The organism is Undibacterium sp. SXout20W (assembly GCF_049340285.1).
Lineage (GTDB): Bacteria > Pseudomonadota > Gammaproteobacteria > Burkholderiales > Burkholderiaceae_D > Undibacterium.
On sequence record NZ_JBMPPH010000021.1, the window covers coordinates 1 to 15637 of the forward strand.

Below are 15637 nucleotides of genomic sequence, written 5' to 3' on the forward strand. Positions count from 1 at the left end.
CTTGGGTAAGATGTGTGTATGTCATTTCGGGCAACTTTGACTTGGAGGTCTGGAAGGCCGGATGCTACTGCATCTTCCCACCTTTAACCATTTATCTTCAGTTGCACTTCATAGTTGAACTCGCGCATCTTTTCTTGCTTAGGCTTTTTAACTTTACATCGAATGCTCGCTATCGATTTTTTCCAAACGCCTCGCCTTTATTCCAGACTGGTATCGCTTTACCATTAGCAATCTCATAGCCAAGATTTAAAGTAAATTCTGCCTGCTGTTGCATGCCGCTCAAATCCCAATCTGCATGGTATTTATCGCGTTCTGTATGGTAGTCATTTTTAAAACCCAACATTTTGGCACTGGCATCCGTCGGGCTTTGTTGGATAAAATCAAAATGCCCATCCCCGGAAAATACGGCTGAACCAACATTAAAGGCAGGAACACCAGCACGAGCGAAGTTAAAATGATCTGCACGGAAAAATGCGCCACCAAGATCTGGCGCAGCTGATGCAATTTGTAAGCCCATTGCTTTGGCTACCTTGAGCGCGCTTGCATGCAAGCTACTCCGTTGACTGCCTTCAATCCCGATATCACGCGTTTTTCCAACGAAATTCATGCTATCCAAATTAAGATCTGCAGCAGTTTTCGCGAGCGGCCAAGGCGGATTATTCACATAAGCTGCGCTACCCAATAAATATTGTTCCTCAGCTGCCGGCCACAAGAATATTTGCGTACGCTTAGCTGGATGTGACACAGCAAATTGCGCCATCGCCAATAATGCCGCCGACCCTGATGCATTATCCACAGCACCATTCCAGATATGTTGCGTGCCATCTGCTTGTGTTTCAATACCAAGATGATCCCAATGCGCAGAATAGACGACTGCTTGCGTTTTCAATTTGGCATCCGTTCCTGGCACCATTCCCAGTACATTAAATTGCTCGACCTGGCGCACCTGACTTTTTAATTTGACGTGCGCGGTTGCATTGAGCGTGACTGGCGCAAATTCACGTGTTTCAGCGAGAGCGCGTAACTGATCAAGATTAACACCAGCGCGATTAAAAAGTTGCTGCGTGACGTTTTCTTGCATCCAGCCTTCAAATGCATTGCCATTATTAGCAAGACTAAACCGCTCATGACTAAAACTGGTTCGTGGCACGTTCCAGGCATACGTTGCTGACGGTGTCGTGTGTATCAGCAGTACACCCGCCGCACCTTGCCTCACCGCTTCTTCAAACTTGTAAGTCCAACGACCATAATAAGTCAGTGCTTTGCCATCGAATCGGTTTGGTTCTTGTGCGGTCGGTTGTGGATCATTCACCACCATGATCAATAACTTACCTTTGAGATCCATCCCTTTAAAATCATCCCAGCGTTCTTCCGGCGCGCGGACACCATAGCCAACAAAAACGACTGGCGCGTCGAAAGCAACATCAGACTTGCCGCCAGATGAACCATAGACGATGTCAGTTCCCAATTGCGGTGTGAAGGTCTGACCGTTGATGTCAAAACTGACAGTGCTGTCAGGCATGGTTTTACTTCCAACAATGCGCACCGATTGCCGAAACCCCGAAACCTGATCAGACGGAAGCGGCTGCAAACCGATAATAGCAAGCTGCGTTTCAAAATAACGCACTGCCAAATCTCCCCCGCGCTGACCCGTACCTCGCCCCTCCAGAAGATCATCGGACAAAAAGCCAAGATGCGCACGTAAAGCAGGCTCACTGATTTGCGCTATCGGCTTTTGCTGCGCCATAACGAGCGTGGAGGCAAGGCCCAGGACAATGCCGAGCCCAACCCTGTATTGCTTGAAAAAATTATAAGTTATTTTTGACATAGGGAGCCTGAATGAAATTTAGAAGCGGGAGATGTAGAAATGGGAGATTTATAGACGCGAAATTTAGAAACGGGCGATTTAAAAACGAGAGATTTAATCAAAGAAAATGAGCTTCAATTGTAGCTTGAAATTTTACGTACGATCATTTGCGCGTCATGGAAGCAGTACAATGATAGAAAAATTGATGTAACGAACCACACTTGGCGATTAGAAGCCGGATTGGTTCAAAAGGTGGCTGCCTGAAGTGACGGCCTGAGGTGACAGGCTAAGATTGGATTAAATGTGAGATTTATCTTTACAGTACCTGATCCAGTGACTTATGTAATTACTAGGGCGGTTGCAACTCGCCAAGTCGCGTCAGATGCGTTAACGACACAGGATTCCCTCCTACAGACTCTGGATAACGCATATTATGACCTGCAACAATCTATGCGCATTTAGTCTGGGTTAGCGAACGCAAACCTACGTACAATATCATCAAAAATCATCGACAAGATACGAGTGATTGAACTAACGATCATCGTTATTTATCATCCTTATTTATCATCATTATCCGTTTTATTTACCCATTAATTTATGCTGACATCGACCAAAATAAAGATCTCACTTTTCGTTCTACTTATCGCCATTAGCAGTTTGATCTACGGCGGCCCGTGGGTTTTGTACTATTGGGGTTTAGAGGGAGTCAGCGGCAAACCTGCGCTGCCGAGAGTGATTGGCAGCAACGAGCAACTGCAAGCATTGTGGGAAAAGGCGGGATGTGAAGGTTCGCCTGTTTTGGTCGAATCAGATCCGCAGTCGTATATTTTTTCCGCTGCGACCATGGAAGCACCGCCTCCGGCAATGATTTTTGCTTGGCGCATTGCTGCCGCTTATCAGCATGATCACCAATTACGCGATGGTGCAAGCTGGCAGCAATTATCTGGTAGTGCATTGGTAATTTGGCTGACACGTCATTGGACGATAGAACAGATTTTATCCAAGACATTAGAATTAGATGCAAAAACGAAAGTAAGTGCGCATCCATAAAAAATCTGGCATCCGCTCTATACAAGCATGGATGCCAGAAATCTTAAACTAACAAATTTACAAGCAAAATTCAGGGAACTTATGCAAGTTTTTTGGCGACTGTTGCAATACGGTGTCCAAACAATTTGGCTGTTTCTAAATCGCCTGGTAATGGTCCTTCTTCTGGTGAAGAATCGGATGGTGATTGAGTCATCAGACCACTAGAGCTACCGATAAAGTTAATGTCATTGCGCTGAGCTGCTTTACTATTCGATGGCATCAAACCTGTACCAACCCAGATCATCCCATGTTGCTGTGACAAAGTGAACAAATAATGCAGTGTCGACAGTTTGTCGCCGTTCATGGTTGCCGAATTAGTAAAGCCAGCGGCGATTTTATCTTTCCAGACTTGGGTGTACCAAGGCTTGGATGTTGCGTCAGCAAATTTCTTAAACTGCCAGGACACGGTGCCCATGTAAGTTGGTGAACCAAATACAATGGCTTGTGCCGCTGCTAATGATGCCCATTGTTCATCCGTAATATTGCCGTCTTTATCAATCAAAATCAGTTCTGCTTCCGCGCCCGCCGATGTCACGCCTGCTTGCACGGCTTCGGCGGCTTTGGTGGTATGTCCATAGCCTGAGTGGTACACAATCGCTACTTTAGTCATGTTCTGCTCCTGGGTAATAGGTTTATCAAAAATTAAAATCAGCACTGAATATCAATGTTCGTCCTGCTATTATTGCGGCAGATCAAAAACCAAAACTTCTACCTGTTTGCCTGCACTTAACTTCAACAACGTTTCATTTTGTAATTTCATGGCATCGCCCGCTTTGAGCTCGATACCGTTCACGGTCAGCTCACCCCGCGCCAGATGCACATACGTCAGGCGATCGGTATGCAGGGTCATTTCTTGCTGCTGATCACCGTCGAATAAGCCGATCAACAATCGTGCATTCTGTCGAATTTTGATCGATCCTTCGGCTCCATCGCCAGAGGCAACCAGACATAATTTACCCTCTTTATCGGCACGGCTGAATTCTTTTTCTTCATAAAGAGGCGGCAGATTCAAACCATCCGGTTGTATCCAAATTTGCAATAACTGCGTATGTTCAGTGCTGGATGGGTTAAATTCTGAATGACGCACGCCTGTTCCTGCACTCATGTACTGGACATTGCCAGGACGTATCGTACTGCCATTGTTCATGCTATCTTTGTGCGCTATCGCGCCTTCCAGAACATAGGTGATAATTTCCATGTCTTTGTGCGGATGCGTGCCAAATCCCATCGCAGGTGCAATCCAATCATCATTGATTACGCGCAGTGGACCAAAACCCATGTGCTGTGGATCATAATACTCAGCAAATGAAAAACTATGGAAAGATTTGAGCCAACCGTGATTCGCAGGACCGCGGTCTTGAGACAATCTAAGGGTAATCATATTCGCTCCAATTCAGTTTATTTGATGAATGTACCCACTATATACAAGGACAAGATCCAATATAAGGGTAAAATTTCATACAAATCATTCAAAAATTTTGAACAATAATGAATATCACCCTTGAAGCACTGCAAATTCTCGATGCGATTGACCGTAAAGGAAGCTTTGCGGCAGCAGCGATGGCCTTGGATAAAGTGCCCTCTGCCATTACCTACAGCATCCGAAAACTGGAGGAAGATCTCGATGTCTTGCTCTATGACCGCCGTGGTCATCGCGCCAAGCTCACGCCTGCTGGCACCGAACTCTTATCGCAGGGACGACATTTGCTCAATGCGGCGCAAGAACTCGAAAATCGCGTCAAACGAACAGCGACAGGCTGGGAATCAGAGCTCAGAATTGTCCTCGATGGCATCATCCAGTTTGATCACTTACTCCCCTTAATCAAAGAATTTGAACAACAAAATTGTGGTACGCGATTACGATTTTCTCAAGAAATTTTATCGGGTGTCTGGGAGTCAATGATGACTGGACGTGCCGATCTGGCTATCGGCGCAGCGTATGACGGTCCGGATACGATTCGTATGCAAGGCGACTTACAAACCCGTGTGCTAGGTGCCATCGATTGGGTTTTCGCGGTCGCCCCGGATCATCCACTGGCACGGGCTGACGAACCCCTCAGTACGGAATTGATACAGCAATACCGCGCCATTGCCATTGGAGACACCGGACGAAGTCTGCCTACCATGACCGCGGGATTGCTGAATGGGCAAGATACCCTGACCGTACCCTCAGTCGAAGCGAAACTCGCCGCCCAGTTATCGGGCTTGGGATGTGGCCATCTCCCCCGCGCGATAGCTACCCGCTATTTGCAATCCCATCAGTTGATTGAAAAGCGCACAGATCATCAACGTCCGACAGAAACCTGTTGCTACGTCTGGCGGCAAACCAACAAAGGCAAGGCACTGCATTGGTTTTTACAAAAACTCAAAGAACCCGTTGTACATAGTATGTTGCTTGGAAATAACTCACATGCATAAACCCATTTATCGGGGCCGCTTCGCGCCCTCGCCGACGGGCCCTTTACATCAAGGTTCACTCGTCGCCGCCATGGCCAGTTATCTCGATGCGAAAGCCCATGATGGGCTATGGTTTGTCCGTATCGAAGATCTGGATTTCGACCGTAATGTCCAAGGTGCTGACACCCATATTCTGCACTCATTACAGCGCTGCGGCATGCAGTGGGACGGCGAAGTCACGTGGCAAAGCCAGCGCCAGTCACTCTACCAGCAGGCAATTGAACGCCTTGCCGATCAGGTTTATCCTTGTGGGTGTTCTCGCAAAGAAATTGCCGACTCCCGCCTTCGTCGAGGCGAACCAGTCAGCCAAATTTACCCCGGTACCTGTCGCGAAGGTTTAACCGCAGGAAAAGCACCACGCGCATGGCGCCTCCGCTTACCCCAACCGCATCACGTTGTTCATTTTGAAGATCGCTACCTCGGTCCACAACAACAGGACATCAGCACCGAGGCGGGCGATTTTATCCTCAAGCGCGCCGATGGCTTTTGGGCATATCAACTTGCTGTTGTTGTTGATGATGCAGAACAAGGGATGACCGATATCGTCCGTGGTGCCGATCTGCTCGACTCCACTGCACGGCAGATTTATCTTCAGCAGGTCTTGGGCTTGCCGGGCGTGCGGTACCTGCACGTGCCGGTGGTCAACAACGATCTCGGCGAAAAACTCTCCAAGCAAACAGGGGCGTTAGCTTTTGATCGTGGCGACAATGATCTACTGCACGATGCTTTGCTCCCAGCCGCGCATTTTCTGCAATTGCCAGTGAGCACCCATTGCACGACGATCAGCGATTTTTGGAGAGAGGCGACGACGCTTTGGCGTCAAAAGAGGCTTTAACGCGCGATCAAGATCACATAATGTGACGGCGAGCTGAGCAAGGCGCAACATCAGCTCGCGTCGTTAGTGAGGCTTATTTTTGATACAGCGGTTTAAAACTTTCCGGCGGTTGATTACGTGCCGTGGAAGAAACCGGTCCCTTTGTGCTGGTCACAAAGGCAAACTTGGACTCATCAATTTCATTGAGCTTTAAAAATGCCAGATGATAGTAAAATTTGAGTGGGTTGTCGGACGAGAACATGTAATACACGCCCATTGCATTACCGGCCTCTGTTTTAATCAAAGCGTTTGCTGCACCTGTCAATGCCAACTGGCGTGCCAAGGATGTTTGCAAGGCTTTTTGGTCCTCTGCTGGCATGTCGTTAAAATTAATAGTCTGATCAAACACCTCCGTGGGCAACACTGAGTAGCCTTTCGGGGATTGAGCAACACAAATGGTCCGTGTGCCATTGACCACCAAAAATGGCTTCAAGCGATCACTATTACGTGTGACCACCGTCGACGCAGTGCCTGCATCTCTGACCATTTTTAAGAACGCCGCGGCACTGGTGGGGAGACATTTATTCGCAAATTCTTGCGCCAGCTCCGAAATCGTCGACACGCTATTAAAGGTGCTGCTAATGACAATATCTTCTGCCGATGCTGAGAACGGAAAAACTGCCCATAACACCGCTAACATTGCCGTACGCTTGAATACCATCACTACCCCTTTTATTTTTTAATTAAACAACAGAAGTTACTTCGGTGCGTATTTCCACTCACGACGCAACAAACCAAATAATGCGGTATCCGATAACACGCCATCCACGATCCAGCGTTCCCGAAGATACCCCTCCTTCACAAATCCCAATCGCTCAAGGCACGCCATCGACGCGGTATTACGTGGGTCGACATCCGCTTCAACACGATTCAGATGGAGATGATCAAATCCATAATTCAGTAATGCAATCAATGCCTCGTGCATGTAGCCTTGCCCCCAATAATTCGTGTCCATGCTGTAACCAACCTCAGCATGGCGACATTGCTCATCAAATTTAAACAGACAACAATCACCAATAAAGCGATCAGCGTCACCCAGCGTTAATGCCAAGCGCAAAAACTGCCTATCCTTCATCCCAGTATCAGTTCGCGCCAATGAAGTGTGTGCAGTTTCAACTGAGCTCCAGACTGGCGTACTTCCATATCGCATCACTTTGGGATCAGAATAAACCGCGAACATATTCTCTGCATCCGAAGTCCGCAAAGGACGCAAACGCAAACGACGTGTTGTCAGTTGGATTTGTGCAAAATCAAGTGGAACTTCTCTCATCAATATCTTCAATCGTAAATAATGTCGTTTAGCAGACGGATTCTGACCATCGACCGACGCACGTTCAAGAACTCAATTGGTTTCTGAAGTTTAAAGCAGCACAAAATATTATAATAAAATCATAAAATTGAATAGGCACGGTATTGGGTCTTCATTGCCTGCTTTTCGATCATCATGTACGGATCACCACCAGCTTCTCGCCAACCTGCGAGGCAAGATACAAACTCGTAGGCACCCTAAAATCAGCGCCCGCCCCCCCAAAAAAACGCCCACATTATTTTGTCGATATCTTTTACGTATTACAGCCATATTTACCAACAAATCAATACAACTCATTGATTTTCATATATAAAATAATTTGGCACACAATTTGCTTAAGAACTCAGTTAGCAAATTTAGAAACAATTAGAAAGATAATTATGAAAAAACTTACACTTGCTTTGTTGATTTCTGGCAGCTTAGTCTCGTCAATGGCTAATGCCACTGTCGTGAACTCACTGGTCAATGTCGACAACACTTTCAACATTTACATCAGCACAAACGATTCGACCCTTGGAACCTTGTTCAGTGCAGGCAATAGTTGGCCGACAACTTACGCTGGCAGCACGAGCCTGAGCAGCGGCGTAACCAATTACCTGCATTTAGTTGCTGTAAATCAAGGTGGTCCTGGTGGCTTTCTGGGTGAGTTCACACTGAGTGATGCAAATTTTGCGTTCGCCAATGGAACACAAACCTTATTGACTGGCGACGCTGGTTGGAAACAAAATTTGACTGGATTTGGCAACGCTTATAACCCAACTGTCAATGAAGGCGTCAATGGCGTGGGACCATGGGGTACACGTGGCGGTTACAGCGTTCAACCGACATGGGTATGGAACTACGTTAGCAACGGCAGCAGCGACTATAATACCGTGTATTTTTCTGCTGCAATTAATGCTGCCGGAAATGACGTTCCTGAGCCAGCATCTATGGCTTTGCTCGGATTGGGTCTGGCTGGTTTGAGCGTTATGCGTCGCAAGGCCAAATAAGTCGAAAACGATTTGCAAGGAAATAAAAGGGAACTTCGGTTCCCTTTTATTTCCTGTGACTATAAATTATTCGACCAGACTTTTACAAGAACACCAAGCATTCATTTCCTTGCTATCGTACTGGTCGACATGTCAAGTTTGAACTTTTGCGCATATTTGGTAATGTATAACGAATGTGTCGCTGAGCGCGATGATGCGAGTTTTTGACATTATATTGAGAGCTAATCTTTGGCAATACCTTCTCAGGTGCCATTGATTTGACGGCGTCGCATGCTCAGACTGTGGCTGATTGAAGCAAAATTACCGTCGACCATAACAATAAGAAATGAGTTTAGACCCTGCAAAACGAACTGATACAGCTACTAGCTGGTCCCGCCGGCGGGAATCGAACCCACATCTTACGCTTAGGAGGCATACGTTCTATCCATTGAACTACGGCGAGACACGGTGCGAACATACTTAACAGCTGTTCAACAAGCCCGCCATCTTACCTGAGGGAAGCAGAACAATCAAATCAACGCTCAGATACACCGATTGATATTCAGCTTACAGCAAGGAAAATAATTAATTCAGCACTTGGATACGCTGATTTATTTTTCAGCTTCCAGCAAAGGCAATCATTTATTTACGCAAGCTCGAACAAAATTTCAACAACGACGCTACAGCAAAAATTGCTAAGAAAAAATTGATTCCGCTGATCAATATTACAGGAAATTAACACGACATTTAGTGATGTTTTTAGAATCACTAAAAATAAAAAAAACCAGCAGAAGTTGATTGCGAAAAAATTCAAATCGCCTATCCTGAATCAATAAGCGAGCATCTGCCTGCTTCAATTTACAGTTTCTATTCAGTTTCAACTTCTGCCAGACCTCTGACGTCACAACACTTCGATTTAACTGCAAAACATTCTTCCAAACCAACTAAGTCAAGATACTTTTCAACAGATAAAAAGCAATTACTCAAAATCAGTTTTGCATTCAAATTTAAATATTGGAGGCAATATGCACTTGTTACGATCTAAAGTCATTGCGTTAACTTGTTTGTTTTTTTGCGCAAGCCAGACCACGCTATCTGCCGCTGAAACACTGGTCACTGAAGACAACCCGCCATTTAACATCGTCAATTTTAAAACCGGTGAAATCACGGGCATTGCAACGGAGAAAGTCCAGGAATTAATGCGACGTGCTGACGAAAAATATACGATATCTGCCTATCCGTGGTCACGGGCGGTGCAGATGACACAAAATAATTCTGATACTTGTGCCTTTTCTACGACCCGTACTCCCGGGCGTGAAAATCTTTACAAATGGATAGGCCCACTCATTAAAAATAACTGGGTGATTTTTGCCCGTGCAGATGACACGCGGCACCCTAAAAATATTGATGATTTACGAACTTACGTTATTGGTAGTTATCGCAACGACGCAAAGGCAGAGTATTTTTCTTTAAAAGGCATAGACACTGATCTGGCAAATGCCGATGCTGATAATCCACGTAAATTAATCGCTGGCCGGTTCGATTTTTGGGCTAGCGGAGAATTACATGGAATGGAGCTACTTAAACAACAAGGACTGACAAAATTGATTGTTCCTCTATTCACATTTAATCAAGTTGACATGTATTTGGCGTGTAACCTGAGTATGGCTCAAGAAAAAGTCGATAAATGGAACATGATTTTGAAGAATATGGAAAAAGACGGTACAAGCAGTGCCATAGAGAAGAAATATAAATAAATCCATGTAGCGGATCTCCCCAATATATTGTGGCAAAATTAACAATTCCTGCACCGAAGGGAAGTCCGCCGCCCTATTTCCACAGATTTATCTACCCATCGACAGAACAGCGGACGTCGAATGCGAGCTGGTCTCGCGTACAATACGGGTTTTCTCCAATTTAGTCCTGCGCTTTAATGCGCTGACCTCACAGGTATTTATGGCAGTTATCTCATTAAGCGATGCCCAATTGGCATTTGGTCACGTTGCTCTGCTCGATCATGCAGAGTTTTCTATTGAAGCAGACGAACGCGTAGGCTTGATTGGTCGCAACGGAACTGGCAAATCGTCGCTGCTCAAAATTATCGCGCGCACTTCAAAAATTGACGATGGGCTTTTGGTCATGCAACAAGGCATCAAAATTGCCTACGTCGAACAAGAACCACAATTTTCACAAGACTTATCAGTTTTTGATGCGGTTGCCTCAGGACTTGGTGAGTTGCCTGCGTTGTTACTGGAATACGAAGAATTAACCGGGCAGTTTGGTGGCGATAACGACGATGCACTGATGGAACGCATGCACGACATTCAGGTCAAGCTCGATGCGGCAGATGCCTGGAGTCTGAATAACAAAGTTGAAACCACACTCGACAAACTCAATCTGGCCAAAGATGCCATCATGGGTACCTTATCTGGTGGTATGAAGAAACGCGTGGCGCTGGCTTGCGCGCTGGTGAGTGCACCAGATGTCTTGCTGCTTGATGAACCAACCAACCATCTGGATTTTTCCTCGATTCAATGGCTGGAAGGATTATTAAAGGATTTCAAAGGTAGCGTACTGTTTATTACCCATGATCGTAGCTTTCTCGACAACGTAGCGACGCGTATTATCGAGCTCGATCGAGGTAAATTGACCTCATTCCCCGGGAATTTTACGACTTACCAAACTCGTAAAGAAGAACAACTGGAAATCGAAGAAGTTGAAAATGCGAAATTCGATAAATTCCTGGCGCAGGAAGAAATCTGGATACGCAAAGGTGTCAAGGCTCGCCGTGTACGTGATGAAGGACGCGTCAAGCGCTTAGAACAATTGCGAGTGCAACGGAGCGCCCGACGCGAACAACAAGGCCAGGTAAAACTTGATGTATCGTCAGGTGAGCGCTCAGGAAAAATCGTCGCCGAGATGGAAAATATCAGCAAATCTTTTGGCGACAAAGTGATTGTGCGCGATTTCTCCAGCATTATTTTACGCGGTGATAAAGTCGGCTTAATTGGTCAGAACGGTGCGGGTAAGACGACCTTACTGAAAATGATTTTAGGTGAGGACCAGCCAGACAGCGGCACCATTAAGCAAGGCAGCAAATTGCAAATCGCTTATTTCGATCAGATGCGTGCGCAGCTCAATGAAGAAGCCAGCCTCGCAGACACGATCGCACCAGGTAGTGATTGGGTAGAAGTCAACGGTCAACGTAAGCACGTGATGTCTTATCTTGGTGATTTTTTGTTTGCCCCTGAACGTGCCCGTTCACCGGTAAAGTCCTTGTCTGGTGGTGAGCGCAACCGATTATTGCTAGCGCGTTTATTTGCCAAACCTGCGAACGTGTTAGTACTCGACGAACCAACCAATGATCTGGATATCGACACTCTGGAATTATTGGAAGAATTGTTAGAAGAATATACAGGTACCGTATTTTTGGTCAGCCATGATCGTACCTTCCTCGATAACGTGGTGACGCAGGTCATTGTTGCTGAAGGCGACGGTCAATGGCGTGAGTTTATTGGGGGCTATAGTGATTGGGAGCGCTACCGTAATACCGTAACAGCGTCAAAATCTACGCCAAAAATCGATAGCAAATCTAGCGCCAACAATAGTACTACTGGAACGATCGCATCCGCTGCAAAAACAAAAAAACTGAGCTACAAAGAGCAACGAGAGTTGGACGAACTCCCAAAATTAATCGCTCAATTAGAAGCTGAACAAAAGGAAATTTCTGACAAGTTAGCGGATGCTGATTTGTACAAAAATGGTCCCGACACAGCAAATAAATTGAATGTCCGTTTCGCAGAAATTGATGAGCAATTGCTCGAAGCCTTGGATAAATGGGAAACCATAGAAGCTAAAACCAAGGGATAGTCAAACATTGCGTTCAAAGTGCATCAACAAAAAAAGAGGTGGCCGACATAACGCGGACACCTCTTTTTGCATCTGCAATGGTAAAGCCCTAAAGTGCCGCCTACATGCCACATGGGTGAAATGAGTGCAATGCGCGTCGCACCCCGAAGATCAAGTAACGATCGACTTATTTTCAGGTAGCAGCGTGTTTCTGATGAAATTCAGCGACCCACGTCAAGAGCTCTTCCGCAGGCATGGGCTTGGCAAAATAAAAACCTTGAATCTGCTCGCAGCCTAGTGCCTTCAAAGCGAGCAAGGTATTCTCATCTTCAACCCCTTCAGCAACTACCGGTAGGCCAAAATTGTGCGCCAGGTCAATCATACTTTTTACGATTTGCCGATCTTGAATTGAATCAATCATCCCTTGCACGAACATCTTATCGATTTTTAATTCGTCAATAGGAAAGCGGCGCAGATAGGCAAACGATGAATAACCCGTCCCAAAGTCATCAATTGACAAGCGAAAACCGAGTTTTTTCAACTCAAACAAGACTTCAGTCGTTTGACCAACATCCATAATGAGCGCACTTTCGGTAATTTCCAGACCGATATTTGAGGGTGCGCTCATCCAAAGATTCATCCTATGCGCTAAGGTCGCGACCAGATGTGGTTGAGATAGGAGGGCTGCGGACAAGTTGACCCAAATCAGTAGATCTATACCGATCGATTTCCAATTCACTGACTCCCGTAGTACCGTACTCAACACCTGCAAGGTCAGCGCTTCTACTAAGCCACAACGCTCCACCGTGTCGATCAATATATTTACCGGGACATATTGATCATGATCCGAAGGCCAGCGAACCAACGCTTCAACCGAATGAACCCGCATCGTTGCCAAGTGGACTTTCGGCTGATAAACGACATTGAGCGCATTCGCATCAATGACCTCAGCAACCAACTTTGGCAAATTCTCTGGCAATAAATTCGTGTTGATATCGCCACTCAAAAACGAAAACTTCTGATGTTCCTGTAACGCTTTTTTCTGCGCGTTATCGGCCAAACGTAACATTGTCAGTGAAGTTAATCCTGACATCGGTGCACAAACAACGCCGATACACGGACTAAAATAAACACTGCCATTATCAATCGGTAACGGTGTCTCTAATGCGGCCAAGACTCTGTGCACGGCCAGCAACGCGAGTGTTGGCGCGGCTAATCCCGGCATCATCAACCAACACTCATTGGGGCTGACAAACACCACTTGGTCACGTGATCGCAAAATTGGTTTCAAGCATTGCCATATGCGATCTTCTAAATATTTAGCGTGAGCGACAGATACCAGCGCTGCAATGCGGTCGCTACGCTGAAAGTTCACTACTGCCAACGCAAGTATTTGTGACGTCGACGCGTGCTCAATAGCCTCTTGCAAAAGCATTGAAAACTCGGTGCAAGTACCGAGGCGACGCGGCTCTGAAGGGATCGGCACAGAATTCATGATTTAGCCTGATAAAAGCTGCGGCCATCAATTCCGTAGGCACCATCAGGCAACCCACGCAAAATCCTAATCGATACTTCGCCATCCACCCGTGGTTGATTCATCAGATTCAATACCCAAGGTTGTTCTAAGGCTTCTTTTTCAGTATTTGTCAGTACCAGAATCTGCGGTTCCAATCGACGCAACTTATTGTGCTCGAGCACAATTGCCGCCTCGCCCGTAGAGAGTTCAATCAAGCTTCCAATCGGGAAAATACCGATCGCCTGTACAAACTCTTCTACCAGTGGTGCGTGCAATTCCGATTCGGCTAACTTAAATAGCTCTTTCATCGCATCAAAGGCAGAACGCGTTGAATCGTAACAACGTAATGAAGTCATGGCAGCAAAGCAATCCGCAATGGCTGCCATACGACCATAAATACTAATCTCAGCCGCTTTTAATCCTTGTGGGTAGCCAGTGCCGTCCAAACGTTCGTGATGCTGACTAATGCCGAGATAGACGCTTTGAGAAAGCGGGCCATTTTGTTGCAGCTTGTCTAAGCTAGTTCCGACGTGTTGTGATACCACATGCCATTCGTCGTCATTTAGTTTAGCCGGTTTCCTTAAAATTTCTTCAGGCATACTCAGCTTACCAACGTCCATCAACAAACCTATCATGGCTAAATCATTCAGTTGTTGCCGAGCAAAACCGAGATGACGTCCAAGCGCCATCATATACACAGCAACTTTCAAACCATGAGCGTAAGTTTGTGCATCTTCACTCTGCATACGCACCAGCCACATCAAGGCTGCGGGATTTGCAATCACACTTTCCGTCAGCAACTGCACAGCTGGACGTACTTGCTCTATTTCAAGCTCTTTTCCCTCATGAATGTCTTGCGACATTTTCTCTAAAAATTCCTGGGTTCTACCGAATGCAACCGTCGCATGCTTAATTTCTTCCTGCATCGGCGCGCGATCTTTGTAAATGACCAGATTAAGCGTCGGGGGAATATATTCAGGATGGACTTTTCTGGCAACAAAATGGGTGCGATCACGCGGTTTACGTTTGTACGGTTTTGCGGAACGCCATTTAATCATCCAGCCTTGAATTTGCTCCATCAAACTCAGCGGTGCATAGGCAACATCGCGTGGATATAACTCTTTAATCAACTGACTAAAAGATGCTGTAGATGGTGGCACTAGCTGTGTGCTGCGTTCAGCCTTATTACTACTTAAAGGCACCTCTGCCACGGTGGCATAACGCAAATAAAACGGTGCTGGTTGCGAACTAAGCTCGTGGGTAACTTTTTTACTTTGAAAAACTTTCTTCGTTGCCTTGGCGTTTTCACCAGAATCACGCAGGGCTCGCCACATTTGTTTCATAGAAACAGCAACGGCCGGCAAACCTTGTTTTTGATCAATCTCTGATGGTGGTGCAGTGTAGGTCACCCTCACCGTAGCATCTGGTGCAACGGTGGACTTTAGATCCGTCTCTTCAAGCGGCAAATGGAAACTATCCCACGGTAAATGCAATAGTGCGGCTGGGTCGCTGCGGCTAGGGTCGATGGTCAATTCCCGCACCATGCCCTGCAGGGTCTGACAATCTAGTATTTCAGTCAGCAAAAAACCCTGCAACATGAATGGCGTTTTCTCCCATGGCCGATCAAGTTCGGCCACGAACATGCCAACGCGCAGATCACTGATACTGATCAACAAAGCGTCGCGTAATTTTCTTTTTTCGTGTAGCACAGTGAATGAGTAACGTTTAGACCAAAATTAAATTGATTAATGCAGCAAAAAATCGATAG

The 15637-nt window shown here is 46.2% G+C and carries 13 protein-coding genes and 1 tRNA gene; 6 read left to right on the plus strand and 8 right to left on the minus strand.

All coding sequences use genetic code 11. The annotated features are described in order from the left end of the window. Positions 1-169: 169 nt before the first annotated feature. On the minus strand, positions 170-1828 hold the full coding sequence (locus tag ACO0K1_RS11990; protein ID WP_423025975.1) for a M28 family peptidase: 1659 nt from the start codon (positions 1826-1828) through the stop codon (positions 170-172). A gap of 576 nt (positions 1829-2404) precedes the next feature. Here ACO0K1_RS11990 and ACO0K1_RS11995 point away from each other — a divergent pair. Further along, complete coding sequence (locus ACO0K1_RS11995) at positions 2405-2857, plus strand: hypothetical protein (protein WP_423025977.1); 453 nt, start codon at positions 2405-2407, stop codon at positions 2855-2857. Positions 2858-2936: 79 nt separating this feature from the next. Here ACO0K1_RS11995 and ACO0K1_RS12000 read toward each other — a convergent pair whose 3' ends face one another. Beyond that, positions 2937-3506, minus strand: coding sequence for a flavodoxin family protein (locus ACO0K1_RS12000; RefSeq protein ID WP_423025979.1), 570 nt, complete (start codon positions 3504-3506; stop codon positions 2937-2939). A gap of 69 nt (positions 3507-3575) precedes the next feature. Next, complete coding sequence (locus ACO0K1_RS12005) at positions 3576-4277, minus strand: pirin family protein (protein WP_423025981.1); 702 nt, start codon at positions 4275-4277, stop codon at positions 3576-3578. Positions 4278-4384: 107 nt separating this feature from the next. Between ACO0K1_RS12005 and ACO0K1_RS12010 the strand changes: the two genes are divergently transcribed. Together ACO0K1_RS12010 and gluQRS are read left to right on the plus strand one after the other, a co-directional pair. After that, positions 4385-5314: a LysR family transcriptional regulator gene (locus ACO0K1_RS12010; protein ID WP_423025982.1), complete on the plus strand. Its 930-nt coding sequence runs from the start codon at positions 4385-4387 to the stop codon at positions 5312-5314. Next, positions 5307-6188, plus strand: coding sequence for a tRNA glutamyl-Q(34) synthetase GluQRS (gene gluQRS / locus ACO0K1_RS12015; RefSeq protein ID WP_423025984.1), 882 nt, complete (start codon positions 5307-5309; stop codon positions 6186-6188). Before ACO0K1_RS12010 ends, gluQRS begins: the two co-directional genes overlap by 8 nt. Before the next feature lie 73 nt (positions 6189-6261). Here the strand turns inward: gluQRS and ACO0K1_RS12020 are convergent, their stop codons facing one another. Both ACO0K1_RS12020 and ACO0K1_RS12025 read right to left on the minus strand, forming a co-directional pair. After that, positions 6262-6888, minus strand: coding sequence for a hypothetical protein (locus ACO0K1_RS12020; protein WP_423025986.1), 627 nt, complete (start codon positions 6886-6888; stop codon positions 6262-6264). A 36-nt stretch (positions 6889-6924) separates the two neighbouring features. Then, entirely contained in the window at positions 6925-7497 is a 573-nt protein-coding gene (locus ACO0K1_RS12025; RefSeq protein ID WP_423025988.1) for a GNAT family N-acetyltransferase, read from the minus strand. A gap of 419 nt (positions 7498-7916) precedes the next feature. Between ACO0K1_RS12025 and ACO0K1_RS12030 the strand changes: the two genes are divergently transcribed. After that, positions 7917-8525, plus strand: a complete 609-nt coding sequence (locus ACO0K1_RS12030) for a PEP-CTERM sorting domain-containing protein (protein WP_423025990.1) — start codon at positions 7917-7919, stop codon at positions 8523-8525. Positions 8526-8892: 367 nt separating this feature from the next. Here ACO0K1_RS12030 and ACO0K1_RS12035 read toward each other — a convergent pair. Further along, positions 8893-8967 (minus strand) — tRNA-Arg (locus ACO0K1_RS12035). A 562-nt stretch (positions 8968-9529) separates the two neighbouring features. On the opposite strand from ACO0K1_RS12035, the gene ACO0K1_RS12040 reads away from it, so the two are divergent. Both ACO0K1_RS12040 and ACO0K1_RS12045 read left to right on the plus strand, forming a co-directional pair. Then, a complete protein-coding gene (locus tag ACO0K1_RS12040) occupies positions 9530-10261 on the plus strand; it encodes a substrate-binding periplasmic protein (protein ID WP_423025992.1) in 732 nt (243 codons plus the stop codon). Between the two features lie 199 nt (positions 10262-10460). Then, complete coding sequence (locus ACO0K1_RS12045; RefSeq protein WP_423025994.1) at positions 10461-12374, plus strand: ATP-binding cassette domain-containing protein; 1914 nt, start codon at positions 10461-10463, stop codon at positions 12372-12374. 172 nt (positions 12375-12546) lie between these two features. Here the strand turns inward: ACO0K1_RS12045 and ACO0K1_RS12050 are convergent, their stop codons facing one another. Both ACO0K1_RS12050 and ACO0K1_RS12055 read right to left on the minus strand, forming a co-directional pair. Continuing rightward, the gene (locus ACO0K1_RS12050) at positions 12547-13848 is read right to left on the minus strand and encodes a putative bifunctional diguanylate cyclase/phosphodiesterase (protein WP_423025996.1); all 1302 of its coding nucleotides are present in this window, start codon (positions 13846-13848) and stop codon (positions 12547-12549) included. Next, positions 13845-15545 carry an HD-GYP domain-containing protein gene (locus ACO0K1_RS12055; RefSeq protein ID WP_423025997.1) on the minus strand — a complete coding sequence of 567 codons (1701 nt, stop codon included), beginning with the start codon at positions 15543-15545 and terminating at the stop codon, positions 13845-13847. The genes ACO0K1_RS12050 and ACO0K1_RS12055 overlap by 4 nt, the downstream gene beginning before the upstream one ends. Positions 15546-15637 lie beyond the last annotated feature (92 nt).

What these genes read in the sequence shown, in the direction of transcription:
- ACO0K1_RS11990 (WP_423025975.1), bottom strand. Translation starts at nt 1,828, where the DNA reads ATGTCAAAAATAACTTATAATTTTTTCAAGCAATACAGGGTTGGGCTC.
- ACO0K1_RS11995 (WP_423025977.1), top strand. Translation starts at nt 2,405, where the DNA reads ATGCTGACATCGACCAAAATAAAGATCTCACTTTTCGTTCTACTTATC.
- ACO0K1_RS12000 (WP_423025979.1), bottom strand. Translation starts at nt 3,506, where the DNA reads ATGACTAAAGTAGCGATTGTGTACCACTCAGGCTATGGACATACCACC.
- ACO0K1_RS12005 (WP_423025981.1), bottom strand. Translation starts at nt 4,277, where the DNA reads ATGATTACCCTTAGATTGTCTCAAGACCGCGGTCCTGCGAATCACGGT.
- ACO0K1_RS12010 (WP_423025982.1), top strand. Translation starts at nt 4,385, where the DNA reads ATGAATATCACCCTTGAAGCACTGCAAATTCTCGATGCGATTGACCGT.
- gluQRS (WP_423025984.1), top strand. Translation starts at nt 5,307, where the DNA reads ATGCATAAACCCATTTATCGGGGCCGCTTCGCGCCCTCGCCGACGGGC.
- ACO0K1_RS12020 (WP_423025986.1), bottom strand. Translation starts at nt 6,888, where the DNA reads ATGGTATTCAAGCGTACGGCAATGTTAGCGGTGTTATGGGCAGTTTTT.
- ACO0K1_RS12025 (WP_423025988.1), bottom strand. Translation starts at nt 7,497, where the DNA reads ATGAGAGAAGTTCCACTTGATTTTGCACAAATCCAACTGACAACACGT.
- ACO0K1_RS12030 (WP_423025990.1), top strand. Translation starts at nt 7,917, where the DNA reads ATGAAAAAACTTACACTTGCTTTGTTGATTTCTGGCAGCTTAGTCTCG.
- ACO0K1_RS12040 (WP_423025992.1), top strand. Translation starts at nt 9,530, where the DNA reads ATGCACTTGTTACGATCTAAAGTCATTGCGTTAACTTGTTTGTTTTTT.
- ACO0K1_RS12045 (WP_423025994.1), top strand. Translation starts at nt 10,461, where the DNA reads ATGGCAGTTATCTCATTAAGCGATGCCCAATTGGCATTTGGTCACGTT.
- ACO0K1_RS12050 (WP_423025996.1), bottom strand. Translation starts at nt 13,848, where the DNA reads ATGAATTCTGTGCCGATCCCTTCAGAGCCGCGTCGCCTCGGTACTTGC.